We start from the raw sequence: 20,150 nt of genomic DNA, 5'->3' as shown, positions 1-20,150 counted from the left end.
GCCAGCCATGCAAAAGCCCCGGTCAGAATGATCGGGGCTTTTGCATTTAAACGGCTGCCACGGGTATCGGCATGTTCAACCGCTTATTGAAGTCCAGCCAGGCCCCCAGCAACGCCATCAACCCGACCCCCAACATTGCGCTGAATAGCTGCATCGCCAATACGTTCCCACCCAAGGCATTGAGCATGTCCGCCAACGGCGCCAGCAACACACCAAAACAAAACACCTCCAGGGAATATCGGCCCATGCGACAGCTTTGTCGCGCCAGCCAGTGTTGCGTCCAGCCCGTGTTCGGCAACAACCTGGCGGTGACGTAGGCGAGGGCGAGGAAGTGCAGCAGACGCGCCGGTGAGAGGTTGGTCTTGCTGATCGGATAGAGCCATTCGCCGAGCCATTGGGGCATGAACGCGTCATGCACGGTCGGCCATTTCCACGACAGCGCGATCATCCCGGTCATTACCAGATAGGTCAGAGCCGCGATGAGAACCGGCTGTCGAGTCAGCGGTCGAGGTTGCGGCGCCCGAGGCCTTTGCCGGTGAATCGCCGCCGCGCCCCCGAGAATAAACAGCAGCTGCCAGGCCATCGGATTGAAAAACCACACGCCCCCGTCGGTGCCCGCCAGGTTCCACTGCAACCATGGCGCCAGCAGGTACAACACCACCGACAGCCCCACCACGTATTCCGCCTTGCGCAGCAGTATCGGCAGTACCAGCGGCAGGCCGAGCAGCAACAGAATGTACAGTGGCAACGGGTCCATCAGGTTCGGCTTGAAGCGCAGCAGCAACTCGTCCATCAACGCCTGCTGCGGATTGCTGAGGAAATACTGCAAGCCCATTTCCTGCACCAGATCGCGGGTTTCCACGTGGCTGTTGGCGAAAAACACGATGCCCATCAGCAGCGCCAGCAAAAAGATGTGCACTACATAAAGCACCCAGGCGCGTCGCAGGATTTTCACCGTGGCGACCATGAGCCCGTCGCGCCGGGCGATCTTGCCGTAGGCCAGCACGGCCGCGTAACCGGCCAGGAACACGAAAATCTCCGCCGCATCGCTGAAGCCGAAGTTACGCACCGTGAACTGCGCGAGCGGGTTCTGCGGCACGTGGTCCCAGAAGATAAAGATCAGGGCCAGGCCGCGGAAAAAGTCGATTCGGTGATCGCGTCCAGACGTCATGAAGGCGGGCTCTTGAACGGGCTGTTGAATAAGGAGTTGCCGGCGCCGCAAAAGAGGGGGCGCCGCACATTGGCGGCGCGCAGGGTGCCGTTATTCACAGGCAATTGCAAAAGACTGGATATTACCGAATGTCTCAGATGCTTATAGCGAACGGATCGAACGATGTGGCCGTCGGTCTGCCGGACTGTCCGCGCACCAGAACTCCCCATGATGGCATCTGGCGAGCATCTACACTTCGGTTCTCAGGAGTGTGAAACGTGAAGGTTTCGCTGATTGTCCCGGTATTCAACGAAGAGCAGGCGATCAGTCTGTTCCACCAGGCGGTGCGTCGTGAGTTGAAACTTGACCCTTATGAAGTCGAGATCGTGTTCATCAACGACGGCAGTACCGATCAGACGGCTGAGCAGGCCAAGGCGCTGGCCCAGGTCGATGAACAGGTATTGCTGATCAATTTCTCGCGCAACTTCGGCAAGGAGCCGGCGTTGTTTGCCGGGCTGGAGTACGCCACTGGCGATGCGGTGATCCCCATGGACGTGGACCTGCAGGACCCGATCAGCGTCATTCCACGGTTGATTGCCGAGTGGCAAAAAGGTGCCGATGTGGTACTCGCCAAGCGCCGGGACCGTGCCAGCGACAGTTACCTGAAACGCCACAGTGCGGCAATGTTCTACCACCTGCTGAACAGGATTTCCTACACCCGTATCGAAGAGAACGTCGGGGATTTCCGCCTCATGGATCGCAAGGTGGTCAATGTGATTCGCGCACTCCCCGAGCATCAGTTGTTCATGAAAGGCGTTCTGTCATGGGCCGGTTTCACCACCGTGGTGGTGGAGTACGAGCGGGCCCAGCGGGTGGCGGGACGCAGCAAATTCAATGGCTGGAAGCTGTGGAACCTGGCGCTGGAAGGCATTACCTCGTTCAGCACCGTACCCTTGCAGTTGTGGACTTACATCGGCGGCGGCATTTCAATCTTCGCGGTGCTGTATGCGGTGTACATGGTGCTGGACAAGATTTTCTTCGGCAACAGCGTCCCCGGTTACCCTTCATTGATGACGGCCATATTGTTTCTGGGCGGTGTGCAACTGATCGGCATCGGCATTCTTGGAGAGTATGTCGGTCGCATCTACATCGAAGCCAAGCATCGGCCCCGGTATGTGATCAAAGACGTCATCGGCGGCAAAGACCGGGTCGGGCTTTAGCATGGGCAGACTGAGCGATTTTTTCAGCGGCGAAATCGGCCGTCGTCGGGTCTGGCTGTTTTTTCAACTCGCGACGCTGATCTATGTCATTCCGCTGATCCTCGCCGACTATCCCTACATCGATGACAACTGGCGTTCGCTGTCTGCCGGCACGGACTGGGTGGGGCAGGGGCGGTTATTCACCGAGCTGTTTTACAACGCACTGACCTTTAGCGATGCCGCACCGAACATCTTTCCATTGCCGCTGTTGATCGCCTCCCTGGCCATGACTTTTGCGTTGACCAGCCTGACGTTTCATTACTACCCGCAGCCGACGCTATCCTGCTGCATGGTGGTGTTGCCGCTTTGGTACAACCCGTTCTTCCTGCAGAACCTGTCGTATCAATACGACGGACCGGCCAATGCCTTGAGCCTGGTGGCGGTGATCTATGCGATCACGTTTCGTCATCCTTCGCGCATCCTGCAATGGCTGGTGCCGTCCTTCCTGATTGCCCTGGGGCTGGGGCTCTATCAGGTGAGTATTAATGTATTTCTGGGCCTGTGTTGCCTCGAACTGCTCAGGGGCGCGAACGATAAATGGGCCTGGCCGCAATGGTGCGAGTTGATCGGCTGGAAACTCGCCCAGGTGTTGCTCGGCGGCTTGATCTACAGCGTCACCGCTTATCCATTCATGGATCAGACCCGTGTTTTGTTCCTGAACTGGGCGGCAGCACCCTGGCTGCAACTGGAAATCAACATCGGCCGCGTGCTGGAAAAAGTCGTGCTGCTGTTTCACGGTGGATTCACCTGGGTGTTCGCCGTGCTGCTGTTGTGTGCCATCGCGGGCAGCGTACGGCTGGCCCGGAACGTGGTGGCACGCCAGGACACGGCGTTGAGAAAAGTGCTGATGGGCCTGGCATGTGTGCTGACTGTGCCGACCGTGATTTTTCTAGTGTCGGGGGCTGTGTTGTTTTTCCGGGATTTCAATGAAGGCGCCAGAACCTTGATGGGGTTCGCGGTGCTGTTGGTGCTGCTGTTCTATTTGAGCCATCTGGCGCTGGCACATATTCATGAGCGGCTGACGCTGCTGTTGGTGGTTCCGCTGCTGGCCATGCTTTCGCTGTCCTACGCCTATGGTCGCGTGCTGTCGGTGCAGAACACCTTTGCCTCCAGCGCGTTGTTTTCCCTGGGGCATGACATTGCATCCCATCGGCAACTGCGCGAGGCCAAGCGCATTTACATGTCGGTGAGTTATTCCGATCACTGGCTGGTGGAGGCTGCGGGCTCGTTCAAGCGGATGCCGGTTTTGCATTATCTGCTGAACATCAACTTCTACATGCTGGCGGAAAACCTGCCGAAAGCGGGCATCACCAACGTGGTCGCGGAGCGGGAGCGACGCAACGCGACGTTGATGGGTTATCAGGGTTATCCACCGCTGGTGGATAACAAGTTCTACAACCTCTATCTGTTGGGTGACTACGGTTTCATCGTGATGAAAGAGCCGACGCCGATCGCCACGCTTGCGTGGTGAAACGGTGAGCGCTCCCGCGATCTATCTCAAACGCTTGCCATCCGGGGTTGCCGACGGTGCGGGTTTGCTGGGGGTGCTGGCGATCGCATTGTTGGCGAGATTTCACGCCATCACCGTGCCGGTCATCTGGTACGACGAGGCTTACAGCATACTGCTGGCCGAGGGCTCGCCTGCGTACATCTGGGCCACGACGGCTCGGGATGTTCATCCGCCGCTTTACTATGTCTTGCTGCATTACTGGATGGTGCTGTTCGGTCATGGCGTGTTATCTGCGCGGTCCCTGAGCGCACTGGCTGATGTCGGCACGCTGTTGCTGGGCATTAAATTGATGAGCCTGTTGGCGACGCGAAAGGCGATCTGGATCGCAGCATTGTTGTTGGCGTTGCTGCCGATATCGGTGCGCTACAGCCAGGAAGTGCGAATGTATACCTTGCTGGGGTTTTGGCTGATGGGGGCGACTGTGGCGCTGGTGTGCTGGGTCAAGGCGCCGGATCAAAAGCGTTACCCGGCCGTTTACGTGTTGCTGATGACGGCGGCTTTTTACACGCACTACTTCGCCGCATTGTGCGTGTTGGTGCATTGGCTTTTTTGGTGGCGGGTGCGCAAGGTCCAGGACACGGTCCCCGTACGTGCGTGGATACTGGTAAACAGTGCAATCGTCGTGTTGTACCTGCCGTGGGCACCGCCTCTCGTCAGTCAATTGCTGCGAATGGACGGGCTCGAATGGATACCGCCGCTGACCTGGCCGACGGTGCTGACCTTCGTTTGGCAACTGGTGGTGATGGAGGGTTCGACCAGTGACTTATGGCGCGCGACACCCTTGGTTTTGATCATGGTTTGCGCCGCTGCCGTACTGTTCAAGGCACGCAACGAGCGACCCTTCAGTGTTTTGCTGGTGGGCTATTTTTTTGTGCCGGCGCTGACCGTGTTTCTGGTGTCGCTGATCGTGCCGGTTTTCAATGCCAGGTACCTGGTATTCGCCGCCGCTGCGTTGCCCCTTATCGTTGCGCTCGCACTGGACGCATTGAGCCAACGCCACGCTGTCCTAGCTGCTGTCGCCATGGTTTTTATTGTCTTGGTGGAAGTGCACGGGCTGTCGGCGATTTACGCACAAACGGATGAGATGAACGGCACCAGCATTCGCAGAGACGCGAAACTGGACGCCGTGGTCGCCGGACTCAGTCGTGAAGCCCATCCGGATGACGAAATCGTTGTGGATAACCTGTATTGGTACTTGCCGTTCACCTACTACAACGCCACCGGCATTCAACCAAGGCTATACGTCGTCAAATCGCCGACCGGCACCCTGTGGGGAACCGCCGAATACGGTGGTTGGGCACTCATTCCCCGCCACCTGCTCTGGATTCTCTTCAATGACTTTTCGACCCTGAAACTGAACGCCAAGAGGGTCTGGTGGGTAACGGGTTATGTGCGCCCTGAACATGACGCCTTGTTTCCCGAACACTGGAAACAGGTGCTGACGTTGAAAGAGGGAGACAGTGAGGCTCGTTTGTTCATTCTGGAGGGAGCGCCAACCGTTGAGGTCGGCGCGCAAAAACACCCTATGCGGCAGCCGTTTCGTTAGGCTCAAAACTGTCCGCCCGTGCCATCTGCCACATCCGCGAATAAAACTCGCCGTTCACTTCGCCAGTGAGCAATTCCCCCGGTTTCAAGAACACATGCAGCTGCGAGAACAGCTTGATCTCGGTCGCCGACATGCGTCGCACCAGATGCTTGGCCGACAGCTGTGAAGGATGGTCGAGGCCTGCGGCGGCGAGCATTTCGGCCAGGGCCTTCAGTGTATTGCGATGGAAGTTGTACACACGCTGGGCCTTGTCCGGAACGACCAGCGCGCGCTGGCGCAGGGTGTCCTGGGTGGCGACGCCGGTCGGGCATTTGTTGGTGTGGCAGCTTTGTGACTGGATGCAGCCGATGGCGAACATGAAGCCGCGCGCCGAGTTGGCCCAGTCGGCACCGATGGCCAGGACGCTGGCGATGTCGAAGGCACTGACGATTTTGCCGCTGGCGCCGAGTTTGATCTTGTCCCGCAGGTTCAGGCCCACCAGGGTGTTGTGCACGAACAACAGGCCTTCACGCATCGGTACGCCGATGTGGTCGGTGAATTCCACGGGCGCGGCGCCGGTGCCACCTTCCTTGCCGTCGACCACGATGAAGTCCGGGAGGATGCCGGTTTCCAGCATGGCCTTGGCGATGCCCATGAATTCCCACGGGTGGCCCAGGCAGAACTTGAAGCCCACCGGTTTGCCGCCGGACAGTTCACGCAGTTGCGCGATGAAGTGCATCATTTCGATCGGCGTGGAAAACGCGCTGTGGCGCGACGGCGAAATGCAGTCTTCGCCCATCGGGATGCCACGGGTTTCGGCGATTTCCTGGGTGACTTTGTGCTTGGGCAGAATCCCGCCGTGGCCGGGTTTGGCGCCTTGGCTCATTTTGATTTCGATCATCCGCACTTGCGGGTTCTGTGCCTGGGCGGCGAAGCGTTCCGGGTCGAAGCGGCCATCGGCGGTGCGGCAGCCGAAGTAGCCGCTGCCCAGTTCCCAGGTCAGGTCGCCGCCGTTTTCCCGGTGATAGGGGCTGATGCTGCCTTCGCCGGTGTCATGGGCGAAGTTGCCGAGTTTGGCGCCCTGGTTCAACGCGCGAATGGCGTTGGCGCTGAGGGAACCGAAGCTCATGGCCGAGATGTTGAACACCGATGCCGAGTACGGCTGGGTGCACTGCGGACCGCCGACCATCACCCGGAAACTGCTCGGGTCGCTCAACGGCGCCGGGCGCATCGAGTGGCCGATGAATTCGAAACCCGACTGATACACGTCGATCAGCGTGCCGAAAGGTTTATCGGCACTCTCGTTCTTGGCCCGTGAATACACCAGCGAACGCTGGGCCCGGGAGAAGGGCAGGGCATCGCTGTCGGATTCGAGCAGGTACTGGCGGATTTCCGGGCGAATGCCCTCCACCAGATAACGGATATTGCCCAGGATCGGGTAGTTGCGGCGCACCGCATGAGGGCTTTGCAGCAGGTCGAACAGGCCCACCAGGCTGAGGACGCCGGTGACGGCGGCGATCGGCCAGAGCCAGTCGTATGCCAGGAAGGGCAGGCTGGCGAGGGTGAATATCACACAGACGGCAAAGAAGGCGTAGCGGCTCAGGAGTGACAGGCTCATACGGTTTCCTTGGGTTCGGACTCGGTCATGATGGACCGTGGTATACAGGCTTTTGTGGCGAGGGAGCTTGCTCCCGCTCGGCTGCGCAGCAGTCGCAAAACCTGCTGACGGGATTTGTCTGACTGAACGCATTGCCTGTTTTGGGATCGCTTCGCGATCCAGCGGGAGCAAGCTCCCTCGCCACAGAGATCTCCTGTGTTAGCACAGAGCGTCTGGCATTCTGCGCCTGGAGAATAAACGAAAACAGCCTGGATTGAGATTTGATCCCTTGTTCGGCTGGTCAGACAGCCGCTTTCGATTGGCGCACCGGCAGCTCGACCCGAAACGTGGTACCCACGCCGACTTCGCTGCGTACCGAAATGTCGCCCCGGTGTTTTTTCACGATGCCATAGGACAGGGACAACCCGAGCCCTGTCCCCTGGCCCACCGGTTTGGTGGTGTAGAACGGGTCGAATATCTTCTGCAGGCATTCCGGTTCGATGCCTGATCCGGTGTCCGCGACTTCGATCGACACCGTTTCACCTTCAAGCCCGGTACGCAGGGTGATGGTGCCCCGTTCCGGCCCCATGGCCTGAGACGCGTTGACGATCAGGTTCATGATCACCTGATTGATCTGCGACGGCAGGCATTCGATGTCAGGCAGCGTTTGATACTCCTTCACCACATCGGCCTTGTACTTGAGTTCATTGGCGACGATGTTCAGCGTCGACTCGATGCCCTGTTGCAGGTTGGTCCACTGCCATTCCTGATTGGAGTCGACGCGGGAGAAGTCCTTCAAGTCTTTGACGATCTGCCCGACCCGATTGATGCCGTCCTTGGACTCCTTGATCAGCAGCGGAATGTCTTCGCGCAGAAACTCCAGCTCGACCTTTTCCCGGAGCTGGCCGAGACGTTCGAGGACCTCGCTTGAGGTAATGGCCGCCTCCGCCTCCCGATAGGCATCGAGCATGGTCTGCAGTTGCTTGAAATAGCCATCGAGGGTGCCGAGGTTGGAGGAAATGAAGCCGATGGGATTATTGATTTCATGGGCGACACCCGCCGCCAGTTGCCCCAGCGAGGCGAGTTTTTCCGACTGCACCAGTTGGCTTTCCAATTGTTTGCGCTCGTCGATTTCCCGCTGCAATGCTTCGCTGGCCTGTTTGAACTGGGCCGTGCGCTGATCCACCAGATGCTCCAGATGGCTCATCTGGATAGACGCCCGTTCGGTCATGTCCCATTTGGTGAGCAAGGTATTGGCCATCTGCTGGACTTCGATATTGTCGAACGGTTTTTTCAGAATCAGCAGGCGGTCGTGGGCGTGCAGGCGCTCCAGCAGTTCATCCCACGAATAGTCGGAATAGGCGGTACACACCACCACTTGCAGGCTCGGGTCTTCCTGCCACAGGTGTTCGATGGTCTGTGCACCGTCCCAGCCCTCGGGCATGCGCATGTCGACGAAGGCCAGGGCGTAGGGACGGTTTTCCTGTAAGGCCTGGACGAGTTTGCCCAGGCCCTCCTGACCGCCGTAGGCCGAATCCAGTTCGAACAGCGGTTGGGTGGATTTCACTTCGCTGCCGAACAGCGCGGCCTCCATTTCGTCCAGTTCTGCATGTTTGGCCGAGGTTGGGGTGAGGATTTTGCGAAAGTCATCATGGATGGACGGGGTGTCGTCGATCAGCAGAATGCGGCGGTTCGATAGGTCGCTCATGCTTCCTCCATGACGGGGTTCAACGGGATCTGCAAGGTGAACAGGGCGCCCTTGCCCGGTCCGTCGCTGTGGGCGGTGAGATGGCCGTTCATTTCGATCGCGGCCAGCGCACAGCTGTGCAGGCCGAAGCCGTGGCCTTCCTTGCGGGTGGTGAAACCGTGGGCAAAGATCCGCGTCATGTTTTCCGGCGCAATGCCTTCGCCGTCATCCTTGACGCTGATTTGCAGGATCGTGTCCTCGACGACTTTTACCCCAAGGGTGATCTGTCGGGCTCGGTTGCTGAGGTCGGACATGGCGTATTTGGCGTTGCTGATCAGGTTGATCAGGATCAGCAACAAGCGGTGCTTGTCGCCCATCACTTGCGGTACGTCGCCGTACTCCTTGACCACCGTGACGTGATGCCGGGTCAAGGCGCCTGCGTTCATGCGCAGGGCGTCCTCGAGCAATTCGCTGATGTACAGCGGTTCCACCAGGTTGTTGGCCCCCGCGTAGGACTGCTGGGTGGCGACGATGTCTTTGATGTGATCGACGCTTTTGCTCAACTGCGCGAGTTCCTCGGTCATGCCTTGCTGTTCGAGGGCAATCGCCTCCACCAGTTGATTCAAATAGCCTGGCAGTAGTTTTCCTTTTTCGTTCTGGGTCAGAAAAGTGCCGAGGTCGCTTTGATGCTCGTTGATCAGCTGCATCGCCTTGCCCAGCCCCTGGGCCTTGCTGCTACGCAGCCGGCGGCTGACCAGATCGGCCGAGATGTTCACGCTGTTGAGCACGTTGCCGACGTTGTGCAGCACGTTGGTGGCGATTTCGGCCATGCCGGCCTGACGCGCGGTGTCGAGCAATTCGCTCTGGGTATCCTTGAGTTCGCGAGTGCGCTCTTCGACCCGTTGTTCGAGGACTTCGTTGGCGGTTTGCAGTTCTTTGTTGACCCGCTGAGTCTCCCCGAAGCTGCGCATCAGGCGGATTGCCAGGTACACCAGCACCAGCACCAGCAGCGTCGAAAACACCAGCATGTAGAAGTGGTAGCGCTGGTCGATGGCATCGGTTTGCTGCTGGTCTTCGTTCAGCAGGCCGGTAATGTCGTCCAGTCGTTCGGCCACGGGAATGGCCTCGATGTTTTCCAGTAACCGATTGACCACCGGTTGCTCACGCAGGATCAGGGTGACGTGGTTACTCAAAATATCGATCGGGCTGTGAAACTGCTCCGGCAATCGTTGCTTGTTAACCCCCAGTTTGTTCATCCCCAGCAGAATATCCGCCGCTTTATCGTCGGAGGTGACCTGGGCGAATTCCAGGCTGCTGAGCAGCAAGTCGTAAGTGTCGGTGGCGATGTTCTGCAGTTGCAGCTTGTCTTCATCTGACAATTGGGCGAGTGGTTGCTGGATGTCGTCTTCGGCCGTGGGCAGGAACGCCAGTGAGTTGCGCAGCACCGCGTTGTGGGATTTGAATTGCTCCACCAGCCGGGTTTTTTCCTGGATGGCGGCAAGGTATGCCTCATGACTGGCACGCCAGGTCGGCGTGTCGTTGCGGCCGTGATTGGACTCCATGCTCTCGAACCGCTGCCACAGGCGCGTCATCTCGCTCAGCGGTGTCACCAGTGGATCGTAGTTGTGACTGATGGCGATCCTGGCCTTGAGAATCTCGGTTTCCCATTGCGCGTTCAACTGTTTGATCCGACCGATCAAGTCCCGGGATTCGGCGTAGGTCGACGTCTCGTTCGAGCTGGACTTGAGGTACAGGAACAACAGCGTCGAGGCCAGCAGTACGGCCACGGCTGCGAGCAGTGCCAGGTTGCGACGGGGGAAAGTTTTCATAAAGGTTTGCCTCCCCATTCACCGGTCAGGGTCTTGAGGAATTTGATGATCAGGTCCTTGTCCTTGTCGGAGGGCACACGACCGAGCTGGAACTTGAACATCACGTCTACCGCTTCTTCGAGGGTTTTAGCCGAGCCGTCGTGAAAGTACGGCGCGGTCACGGCGACATTGCGCAGGCTCGGCACCTTGAACACGTTGCGATCCTCTTCAGCCTTGGTGACCAGATAGCGGCCCAGATCGGCTTCGGTGGGGTTGCCTCGAGCCTGAAAGTAATCGCCCATCACCCCGAACTTCTGGAACATGTTGCCGCCGATGTTCACCCCCTGATGGCAGGCAATGCAGCCGTAGTCCTTGAAGCGTTGGTAACCGTATTTCTCGTCAGTCGTGAGGATCTCGGTATTGCCCGACAGGTATTGGTCGAAGCGCGAGTTGGCACTGATCAGCGTGCGCTCGTAGGTGGCCAGGGCACTTTGCACATTGTTCATGGTGACGCCGTCCGGGTAGGCCTTGGTGAAAGCGTTTTTGTAATCCGGGTCGGCGGAGAGCATCTGGACCACTTGTTCCCAATGACTGCCCATTTCACTGGGGCTCTGCACCACTTCGTGGGCCTGGGTTTCCAGAGAATCGGCGCGGCCATTCCAGAATTGCCGGAAGTTCAGGCTCGCGTTGAACACGCTCGGGGTATTGATCGTCAAGGGATCGCCCTTGAAGCCAGTGGACAACGCCTTGTCGTCGGCACCGCCGATTTCCAGACGATGGCAACTGGCGCAGGACAGGCTGTTGTTGACCGACAGCCGTGGTTCGTTGAACAACCGGCGACCGAGTTCGACTTGCAAGGGATTCTGCTCGGGCACTGCGGGCAAGGGTTTGAGCGGTTCGTCCAGCGGTGCGCCACTGGCTATCAGACAACAACCGAGTAGAGGCGCAAGGAGCAAGTAGCAGAAGGAACGTGACATCTTGTGATTCCTTGGCTCAGGGCCTGTGTGTCGTTGCACATCGTTCAGGAGAGGGGCTTTACGGAGGTCAGGTATTGCACGAAGGCGTCCGGCTCCACGGCTTTGCTGAAGTAGTAACCCTGGCCTTCCTCGCAATGGAGCGCCTTGAGAAAGTTCAGTTGTTCGAGGGTTTCCACCCCTTCGGCAATGACCGTCAGATTGAGGCTTTTGCCCAGGCTGATGATGGCGCCGACCAGAGCCGCGTCGTTGCTGTCACGGCCCAGGCCACGAATGAACGATTGATCGATTTTCAGTACATCGATGGGAAACCGTTGCAAGTAACTCAGGCTGGAATAGCCGGTGCCGAAGTCATCGATGGCCAGCCGTACCCCCAATGCCTTGAGCCGACTCAGCGCGACCATCGTGGCATCGACGTTCTGCATCAATACGCCTTCGGTAATTTCCAGCTCCAGCAAGGCCGGGTCCATGCCTGTGTTCTGGAGTATCTGTTCGATGCCGTCGACAAAATCCCGCTGGCGGAAATCGATGGCCGACACGTTCACCGACATGCACAGATTCGGCAGGCCTTTTGCCTGCCAGGTACGGGCTTGCCGACAGGCCTGGGCCAGCACCCATTTGCTTAACGGCACGATCAAGCCGCTGTCTTCGGCCACTGCAATGAAGTCTGTCGGGTAGATCCAGCCGTGCCCCGGTTTTTGCCAGCGGATCAACGCCTCGGCGCCGACCACCTTGCCGCTGCCCAGGTCGAGTTTCGGTTGGTAGTGCAGGACAAACTCGTTCCGCTCCAGTGCCAGGCGAATCCCCGACTCGATGGTCTGCTGTTCCCGCGCGCGCTGGTTCATCTCATCGATGAAAAAGCTGAAATCGTTGGGGCCGCTTTCCTTGACGTTGCGCATCGCGGTTTCGGCTTTCTTGATCAGTGCGATGGCATCGAAACCGTCATCCGGATAGATGCTGATGCCCAGGCTGGCCGTCACGCTCAAGTCGTGCCCGGCGACGTGCTGGGGCGCACGTATGGCGTTCAACAGTTTTTCGGCGATGCCCTTGGTCTGTTGGGGGTGGTGGATGTCGGCCAGGATCACCACAAATTCGTCGGAGCCGTAGCGAAACACCGAGTCGGAGGCGCGCACGCAGGCCACCAGGCTTTGCCCGACACGCTTGAGCATCTCGTCACCGGTCGGGTGGCCCAACGCATTGTTGATGCGCTTGAAGCGGTCGAGCCCCAGAAACATCACCGCCAGTTGTTTGTCATGGCGTCTGGACAAGGCCAGGGACTGGTTCAGCCGGTCACCCAGCAAGGTGCTGTTGGGCAGCTCGGTCAACACGTCGTACTGCAACAGATGAGACACCTTGAGCAGTTCGTGGACCCGGGCTTCGATGGTTTGCTCAAGGCTCAGCACTTTCATCGCCGCGTCCTGCGCCATCTGCCACTTCCAGGTCAGGGCGCTGGCCATCTGGCGGATTTCCAGGCTGTCGAAAGGTTTCTTCAACACCAGCAACTGATCGCCGAACTCCAGCCGTTCGGCCATGGCTTCCCAGGTGTAATCGGAGAACGCCGTGCACAGCGCGATTTGCAGGTTAGGGTCGACCTTCCAGAGCCGCTCGATGGTTTCCAGACCATCCCAGCCAGGCGGCATGCGCATGTCGGTGAACGCCATGGCGTAAGGGCGACCTTCTGCCTGGGCCCGCTTGACCAGTTTGAGTGCTTCCTGGCCCTGATAGGCGGAGTCGAGCTGGAAGACCAGCCGAGTCGTTTGTGGGGTGTCGAACAGCGCGGCTTCAGTGCCGGCGAGGGTGAGTTCATCGTCGGTATCGGCGCCCAGGATCTTGCGGAAGTCCTCATGGATCGAGGGCGTGTCATCGATGATCAGAATGCGCCGGTTGGCCTGGATGAACGGAGTTTTCATTCCTTGTCCTCCGTGGCACGTTGCGAATCACCCGGCATTGCTCCGGGATTGTGATTCGCGCACACGATGCTCCCGGCTTTCAACAGTTCGGCGGCCTGCTGGCTGCTGACCGCTTTGCTGAAGTAGTAGCCCTGGGCATTCATCGGTGAACCGGTGGCCATCAGCGAAGTACGTTGCTCCTGGGTTTCGACACCTTCGGCGATGATGCCGATCCCGACGTCGCGGGCGAAATTGATAATGGCCCGCAAGGTGGTGGCGCTGGCCGCGTCGTGGGCGGCGGTGTCGATGAACGCCTGAGCGAGTTTCAGGTGATTGACCTGGTAAGTCTTGAGGTAGTCGAACGAAGAGTATTCGGTGCCGAAGTCATCGATGGCGATCTTCACCCCCAGCTCACGCAGGCGTGGCAGGATATCGTTGTGCGTCCACTTGGTCTGGGCCAGGGTCGCTTCGGTGACGTCGAAACGCAGGTCCCACGGGCACAGATCCCAGCGGGCAGTGGTGCGCAACACGTCATAGATCAGCTCGGGACCACTCTTGAGCTGGGCCAGGGACAGTTTTATCGCCACCACCGGTGGTGCCATGCCTTCATCGCGCCACTGGTGCATTTGCCGACAGGCGCGCTCCAGCACCCAGTGACCGAGGGCGATGATGATGCCGGTCTTTTCCGCCGCGGGCAGGAATGCGGGGGCTTCCAGTAAACCGCGTATGGGGTGATTCCAGCTGACCTGCGCTTCCATGCCGAGGATCTTGCCACTGCTCAGGTCTACTTCCGGCCAGTAACGCAGTTCGAGCTCGTCGCGTTCGATGGCGGTTTTCAAGTCGTTGGCGATGGTCATGCGCTCGACCACTTCCTGATTGATTTCCTCGGAGTGGAAGTGGTACTGGTTGCGGCCCTTTTCCTTGGAGCGATACAGCGCCATGTCGGCCTGGGTCAACAGGCTGTCGGCGCTGAGGCTGACCTGGGTGTAGCTGCTGATGCCGATACTGACCGAGACCCTCACGTCGTTGCCGGCCAGGGAGTAGGGCAGCACCAGTGCATCGCGGACCTTGGCGGCCAGGGCCGCTGATTGGGTCGGATCGCCGACGTCCAGTTGCAGAATCGCGAACTCGTCGCCCCCCAGACGGGCGACCACGTCGTTTTCCCGCACGCAGGTTTTGATCCGTCGGGCGACCTCCTGCAGCAACAGGTCACCCACCGGGTGGCCCAGGGTGTCGTTGATGCGTTTGAAGTGATCCAGGTCCAGGTAAAACATGGCGAACGGGGTGGCCCCGCGCCGGGCGGCGGCGAACGCCTGATGCAGGCGCTCGATCAGCGTCGCGCGGTTGGCCAGCCCGGTCAGCCCGTCGGTGCGGGCCAGCAGGGCGATCTTTTCCTCGGCCAGTTTGCGTTCGGTGATGTCGATGATGATGCCTTCGACTTCCAGCAAGCGGCCTTCATCGTCGCGCACCGGGATGTAGCGGTTTTCGACCCAGCGCCAGTCACCGTCGCCGGTGCGCATCCGGAATTCGATGGAAGCACCGGCTGCATGGCGGTCCAGCACCCGCGCCATGGCGGTGTCGACTTTCTCTTGATCGTCGGGATGGATCAGCTCCTGAGCCCAGTTGGAAGAAGCCACCAGGGCCGCCGCGATGTGGCCGTATTTGGTGATGTTGTGGGAGATATACATCAACGGAAACGACGGTTCGCCCCGCAGCCGATACAGAATGGTCGGGCTGTTCTGCACAATGATGTTGGCGTCGGACAGCTCCCGGGTGCGCTCCTCGACCGCTTGCTCCAGCAGGGACATCTTCAGTGCCGCGTCTTCGGTCATTTGCCACTTGGCGGTCAATGCGCTGGCCATCTGGCGGATTTCGATGGCATCGAACGGTTTTTTCAGGATCAGCAGGCGATCGCCCAGATCCAGGCGCTCGTCGATGTCTTCCCAGGAATAGTCGGAATACGCGGTGCAGAGCGCCACTTGCAGCTTGGGATCGACCTGCCACAGGCGTTCGATGGTTTCCAGCCCGTCCCAGCCCGGCGGCATGCGCATGTCGATGAAGGCCATCGCGTAGGGTGAGTCATTCGCCAGCGCGGTCTCGACCTTGTCCAGCGCCTCACGGCCCTGAAACGCGGATTCGATGATAAAACCTTGCGACGATACCGACACGGGGGTGCCGAACAGGGCGTTTTCAGCGCTGGCCAGACTGTCGTCTTCGATCGATGACGGGCTGAGAATCTTGGCGAAATCCTCGTGGATCGACGCGGTGTCGTCGACGATGAGAATCCGACGATTAGTCCGCGCAAGCAGCGTATTCACTGACATGCGCCTGTACCGACAGCAGTTTGGTGCGATGAGCTCATAGAGGGTATCCCTTCCCTGAGTGCAGGACGGAGCGGGCATCGTTTGGATCCGAGTGACCTGAGCATAGTCGTCCGGTCGGATATTCGCCCGGTTGACTGAAACGAATCATTTGCGGAGTCGGTCGGAAAATCATCTAGCCTGTAGCTCAGGCTCGGGAAAGTCAGAGGAAGTTTTTTCGCGCCTGACATAAAGAGGCTGGTTTCACTTGAGGTATCGCCATGGAAGAGCAGCTCCCCACGACTGTGACCGATAAACCCACGTTACTGCTGGTCGACGATGAGGAGTCGATTCTCAACAGCCTGCGCCGCCTGCTGCGCAGCCAGCCCTACGAGGTGCTGCTGGCCACCAGCGGTGCCCAGGCCCTGGAAATCATGGAGCAGCGGTCGGTCGATCTGGTGATGAGTGACGCGCGAATGCCTAATATGGACGGCGCCACGCTGCTGGCCCACGTCCATCAGCGCTACCCCGACACCACCCGGATCATGTTGACCGGTTATGCCGACCCCTCGGCCATTATCAAAGCCATCAATGAAGGGCAGATCCATCGTTACATCAGCAAGCCCTGGCACGATGAGGAAATGCTGCTGACTCTGCGGCAATCGCTGGCCTATCAGTATTCCGAGCGTGAGCGGTTGCGTCTGGTGCAGGAGACCTGGGACCAGAACGAAAAACTGAAGCTGCTCAACACCACCCTGGAAAAACACGTCGCGGCCCGCACCAGCGAGCTGCAACAGACTGCTGACATGCTGGACCTGGCTTACGAAGAGCTCAAACGCAGCTATGTCACCGGCACGGAAGTGTTTTCGTTGCTGGCCAACCTGCGCCTGCCACCTGCCAAGCAGACCAACCGGCAGATCATCGAACTGGTGCGGGTGTACTGCAAACTCCATTACTTGGACGAAGCCACCAGTCGAGACCTGACCATGGCGGCGGCGCTCTACAACATCGGTAAATTGAGCTGGACCGACAGCATGATGAGCACGCCTTCGGATCTGCTGCATCACAATGACCGCGAGCGCTATCGGGGTTATCCGAAGCAGAGTGAGTCGCTGCTGATGACGCTCGACCCGATGAAAGATGCCGCGCGGCTGATCCTGCATCACCAGGAGCGTTGGGACGGCAGCGGTTTTCCCGATCGGCTCAAGGGCGAGGCCATTCCGCTCGGTTCACGGTTGCTGAAACTGGCGGTGGATTTCATCGAGTTGCAGCGCGGGCTGATCCTCGAACGGCAGATGAACAGCGATGAAGCCCTGGTGTATATCCGCCAGTACGCCGGTCGGCTCTATGACCCGGAACTGGTGGAGGATTTCATTAAGGTCTGTGCTGCTTACCTGAGCGATGTGACGCTGGCCGATCCGACGGTCAAGGTGCTGACCACCCGGGACTTGGCGGCGGGCATGATCCTGGCGCGCAACCTGAATGCCGACAACGGCATGCTGCTGCTCAATGCCGGCAAGGTGTTGAACGGGCCGCTGGTGGAGAAACTGATCGCGTTCGAGGCGATGGAAGGTGCCAAGTACAGCATTTTTGTGAAAGTGCCGGAGGAAGTGGCGATTCTCGAGACGAGTTGAGTCTGTAGGAGCGAGGCTTGCCCGCGAAGAACGATGACGCGTAGTACCTGAAAAAACGCGGTTCATTCTTCGCGGGCAAGCCTCGCTCCTACAGGGAGGCTGCGGAAATTTTTTTCGGCGTGACGAAAAGCCGGCGCTCATGTGATCCTTGCGCCTTTACCCAAGGCCAATCCTGATCCATGACGCTTTCATCCGCCGCTTCGCCCCGCATCATCCACATTGCCGCTGCCCTGTTGATCGGCCCCGACGGTCGCACCTTGCTGGTGCGCAAGCGCGGCACCCAGGCGTTCATGCAGCCGGGGGGCAAGATCGAGGCTCATGAGCAACCGGTCCACGCCCTGGCCCGTGAGCTGGAGGAGGAATTGGGACTGGTCATCGATCCGGCGCACGCCACCTACCTGGGGCCATTCTCGGCACCGGCCGCCAACGAGCCGGGTTTTGTCGTACAGGCCGAACTGTTTCAGCTGACCATCGATTCTGACGTTTGCCCGGCGGCGGAAATCGAAGAGGTGCGCTGGATCGACCCGGCCACCGACGGCGATCTCACGCTGGCGCCATTGACACGAGACCTGATCTTGCCGTTTTATCGAGCTTCACTGATCGAAACCGCCTGATCACCCAGACCCTCTGACTTCAAGGACAGGATGCCCATGATTCCACTTCAAGACTTGCTGATTTTTGCCGCCGCGGCGTTGCTGATGGTACTCACGCCGGGGCCGAACATGATCTACCTGATCTCCCGTTCCATCTGCCAGGGACGCAAGGCCGGGGTGACGTCATTGCTGGGTGTGGTCGCGGGATTTCTAGTGCACCTGTTCGCTGCTGCAGCGGGTTTGACCGCGGTGTTCATGGCCGTGCCGGTGGCCTACGAGGTGCTGAAGTGGGCCGGTGCGTTGTACCTGATGTGGCTGGCCTGGCAGGCGGTCAAGCCCGGTGCGCGTTCGCCGTTCGAGGCGCAGCAGTTGCCGGCGGACTCGTCACGCAAATTGATCACGATGGGTTTTCTCACCAGCGCTCTGAACCCGAAGATCGCGGTGTTTTATCTGTCGGTGTTTCCGCAGTTCATTTCCCCTGAGCACGGTTCGGTGTTCAACCAGAGCATCATCCTCGGCCTGACCCAGATCAGCGTGAGCTTCAGCGTCAACCTGCTGATCGCGCTGTTCGCCGCAGGCATCGCCTCCTGGTTCGTCAACAACCCGAACTGGCTGGCGATGCAGCGCTATTTCATGGGCTTCGTCCTGTCCGGGCTGGCGGTGCGGTTGATGTTTGAGCAGCGGCGAGTGGCCTGAACATGTGGATTCAGCGGCTTGATGCCAGTCATGCCCTGGATTATCGGGCGCTGATGCTCGAAGCCTACGACTCGCATCCCCAGGCGTTCACTTCCAGCGTGCGCGAGCGCGCCACGATGCCGCTGGGGTGGTGGGAGTCGCGCCTGACCAGCAAGCTGGACCGGGTGCTCGGGGCGTTCGAGGAAGGGGAACTGGCAGGCATCGTCGGCCTGGCCTTCGAGTCTCGGGAAAAGGCCCGGCACAAGGCGACGCTGTTTGGCATGTACGTGACCGGCAAGGTGCGCCAGCGCGGGCTCGGTTATCAACTGTTACAGGCCGCGTTGGCTGAAGCGCAGAGTCATCAGGGCCTGCGGCTGATCCAGCTGACCGTCACCGCCGGCAACGAAGCCGCCTTCAGGCTGTATCAGCGCTGCGGCTTCGTGCAGTTTGGCCTGGAACCGTTGGCGGTGCGGGTCGGCGAAGACTACTTCGACAAGATCCACATGTGGCGCGAGATCACCCCTGAGCCTTGATCGTTCTATCGGACGGCACTAACCCCATCCAGCGTCGAAAACGACGTGTCCTTGGCCGTCAGCAAAAAGTCGCGCATGTACGGCGCATCCAGCATGTCGGCGCGGATCCCGGCATACAACGTCGCAAACAAGCCTTTCTCCCCCAGTCGCTTGGCCTTCACATAACCCCGTGAACTGTACTCATGCAGCGCCCAATGGGGCATGCCGCAGACACCGCGACCGCTAGCCACCAGTTGCATCATCATCACCGTCAGTTCCGAGGTGCGCACCTGCGCCGGTTCGATGTCGGCCGGCTCCAGGAAGCGGGTGAAGATGTCCAGTCGATCGCGTTCCACCGGGTAGGTGATCAAGGTTTCCGTGAGCAGGTCTTCGGGCACGATGTACGGTTTGCTCGCCAAGCGGTGTTGGTTCGCCACCGCGAGCATGGCTTCGTAGGTGAACAACGGCACGTAAGTGATGCCCACCAGTTCCAGCGGATCGGAGGTCACCACCAGGTCCAGGTCGCCTCGGGCCAGCGCCGGCAGCGGGGCGAAGGAGAAGCCCGAGGCCAGGTCCAGCTCGACTTCCGGCCAGGCATCGCGGAACTGGTCGATGGTCGGCATCAGCCACTGGAAGCAACTGTGGCACTCGATCGCCATGTGCAGACGCCCCGCCGTGCCACCGGCCAGCCGTGCAATGTCGCGCTCGGCACTGCGCAGCAACGGCAGGGTGGCGTCGGCCAGTTGCAGCAGGCGCAAGCCGGCACTGGTGAAGCGCACCGGTTTGGTCTTGCGCACGAACAGCGGCATGCCCATGCGTTCTTCCAGCTCCTTGAACTGGTGGGACAGCGCCGATTGGGTCAGGTGCAGGCGGTCGGCTGCATCCACCAGGCTGTCGGCTTCGCGCAGGGCGTGCAGGGTTTTCAGGTGACGGATTTCAAGCACCGAGGGCTCCATGAGGAAAACTTGTGATCAACACGAAAAGGTTGAGTTTGTCTCATGTTGGCTGAGCTGTCGACAATAGCAGCATGTTTTACA

15 protein-coding genes are annotated in these 20,150 nt (G+C 59.5%); 7 read left to right on the top strand and 8 right to left on the bottom strand.

Annotation, left to right across the window (positions count from 1 at the left end):
- Positions 1–46 precede the first annotated feature (46 nt).
- A complete protein-coding gene (locus ACEN8R_RS18740; protein WP_495624251.1) occupies positions 47–1,171 on the bottom strand; it encodes an OpgC domain-containing protein in 1,125 nt (374 codons plus the stop codon).
- A 257-nt stretch (positions 1,172–1,428) separates the two neighbouring features.
- On the opposite strand from ACEN8R_RS18740, the gene ACEN8R_RS18735 reads away from it, so the two are divergent.
- Genes ACEN8R_RS18735 through ACEN8R_RS18725 form a run of 3 tightly spaced genes read left to right on the top strand, consistent with a single transcriptional unit; the run spans position 1,429 to position 5,465 of the window.
- Positions 1,429–2,370: a glycosyltransferase family 2 protein gene (locus ACEN8R_RS18735; RefSeq protein ID WP_018926640.1), complete on the top strand. Its 942-nt coding sequence runs from the start codon at positions 1,429–1,431 to the stop codon at positions 2,368–2,370.
- Position 2,371: 1 nt separating this feature from the next.
- Positions 2,372–3,880 carry a glucosyltransferase domain-containing protein gene (locus ACEN8R_RS18730; RefSeq protein WP_495624250.1) on the top strand — a complete coding sequence of 503 codons (1,509 nt, stop codon included), beginning with the start codon at positions 2,372–2,374 and terminating at the stop codon, positions 3,878–3,880.
- A complete protein-coding gene (locus ACEN8R_RS18725) occupies positions 3,870–5,465 on the top strand; it encodes a glycosyltransferase family 39 protein (RefSeq protein ID WP_495624249.1) in 1,596 nt (531 codons plus the stop codon). Before ACEN8R_RS18730 ends, ACEN8R_RS18725 begins: the two co-directional genes overlap by 11 nt.
- On the opposite strand, the gene ACEN8R_RS18720 is transcribed toward ACEN8R_RS18725, so the two are convergent.
- The 6 genes from ACEN8R_RS18720 to ACEN8R_RS18695 form a co-directional block, all read right to left on the bottom strand.
- Positions 5,443–7,062: an FMN-binding glutamate synthase family protein gene (locus ACEN8R_RS18720; protein ID WP_018926637.1), complete on the bottom strand. Its 1,620-nt coding sequence runs from the start codon at positions 7,060–7,062 to the stop codon at positions 5,443–5,445. The two genes, ACEN8R_RS18725 and ACEN8R_RS18720, sit on opposite strands and share 23 nt — an antisense overlap.
- Positions 7,063–7,342: 280 nt before the next feature.
- Positions 7,343–8,749: an ATP-binding protein gene (locus tag ACEN8R_RS18715; RefSeq protein ID WP_477744522.1), complete on the bottom strand. Its 1,407-nt coding sequence runs from the start codon at positions 8,747–8,749 to the stop codon at positions 7,343–7,345.
- Entirely contained in the window at positions 8,746–10,557 is a 1,812-nt protein-coding gene (locus ACEN8R_RS18710; RefSeq protein WP_495624248.1) for a DAHL domain-containing sensor histidine kinase, read from the bottom strand. Before ACEN8R_RS18710 ends, ACEN8R_RS18715 begins: the two co-directional genes overlap by 4 nt.
- The gene (locus ACEN8R_RS18705) at positions 10,554–11,513 is read right to left on the bottom strand and encodes a cytochrome-c peroxidase (RefSeq protein WP_018926634.1); all 960 of its coding nucleotides are present in this window, start codon (positions 11,511–11,513) and stop codon (positions 10,554–10,556) included. The genes ACEN8R_RS18710 and ACEN8R_RS18705 overlap by 4 nt, the downstream gene beginning before the upstream one ends.
- A 44-nt stretch (positions 11,514–11,557) precedes the next feature.
- Entirely contained in the window at positions 11,558–13,420 is a 1,863-nt protein-coding gene (locus ACEN8R_RS18700) for a putative bifunctional diguanylate cyclase/phosphodiesterase (RefSeq protein WP_064616301.1), read from the bottom strand.
- A complete protein-coding gene (locus tag ACEN8R_RS18695; protein ID WP_138866884.1) occupies positions 13,417–15,723 on the bottom strand; it encodes a GGDEF/EAL domain-containing response regulator in 2,307 nt (768 codons plus the stop codon). Before ACEN8R_RS18695 ends, ACEN8R_RS18700 begins: the two co-directional genes overlap by 4 nt.
- A 257-nt stretch (positions 15,724–15,980) precedes the next feature.
- Here ACEN8R_RS18695 and nosR point away from each other — a divergent pair, with 257 nt between their 5' ends.
- The 4 genes from nosR (at position 15,981) to ACEN8R_RS18675 (ending at position 19,134) form a co-directional block, all read left to right on the top strand.
- Positions 15,981–17,333 (top strand): response regulator c-di-GMP phosphodiesterase, NosR family, encoded by a 1,353-nt coding sequence (nosR, locus tag ACEN8R_RS18690; RefSeq protein WP_019581571.1) that lies wholly within the window; start codon positions 15,981–15,983, stop codon positions 17,331–17,333.
- 179 nt (positions 17,334–17,512) lie between these two features.
- Positions 17,513–17,947: an NUDIX hydrolase gene (locus tag ACEN8R_RS18685; protein WP_018926630.1), complete on the top strand. Its 435-nt coding sequence runs from the start codon at positions 17,513–17,515 to the stop codon at positions 17,945–17,947.
- Between the two features lie 36 nt (positions 17,948–17,983).
- Positions 17,984–18,622 (top strand): LysE family translocator, encoded by a 639-nt coding sequence (locus ACEN8R_RS18680; RefSeq protein WP_064616303.1) that lies wholly within the window; start codon positions 17,984–17,986, stop codon positions 18,620–18,622.
- A 2-nt stretch (positions 18,623–18,624) separates the two neighbouring features.
- Positions 18,625–19,134 carry a GNAT family N-acetyltransferase gene (locus ACEN8R_RS18675; protein ID WP_018926628.1) on the top strand — a complete coding sequence of 170 codons (510 nt, stop codon included), beginning with the start codon at positions 18,625–18,627 and terminating at the stop codon, positions 19,132–19,134.
- 5 nt (positions 19,135–19,139) lie between these two features.
- Here the strand turns inward: ACEN8R_RS18675 and metR are convergent, their stop codons facing one another.
- Positions 19,140–20,057 carry a transcriptional regulator MetR gene (metR, locus tag ACEN8R_RS18670; RefSeq protein WP_018926627.1) on the bottom strand — a complete coding sequence of 306 codons (918 nt, stop codon included), beginning with the start codon at positions 20,055–20,057 and terminating at the stop codon, positions 19,140–19,142.
- Positions 20,058–20,150 lie beyond the last annotated feature (93 nt).

This window comes from Pseudomonas sp. Pseusp15 (genome assembly GCF_059492165.1).
Note: the sequence above shows the minus strand (reverse complement) of the source record. Positions and strands in the feature narration are given on the sequence as shown.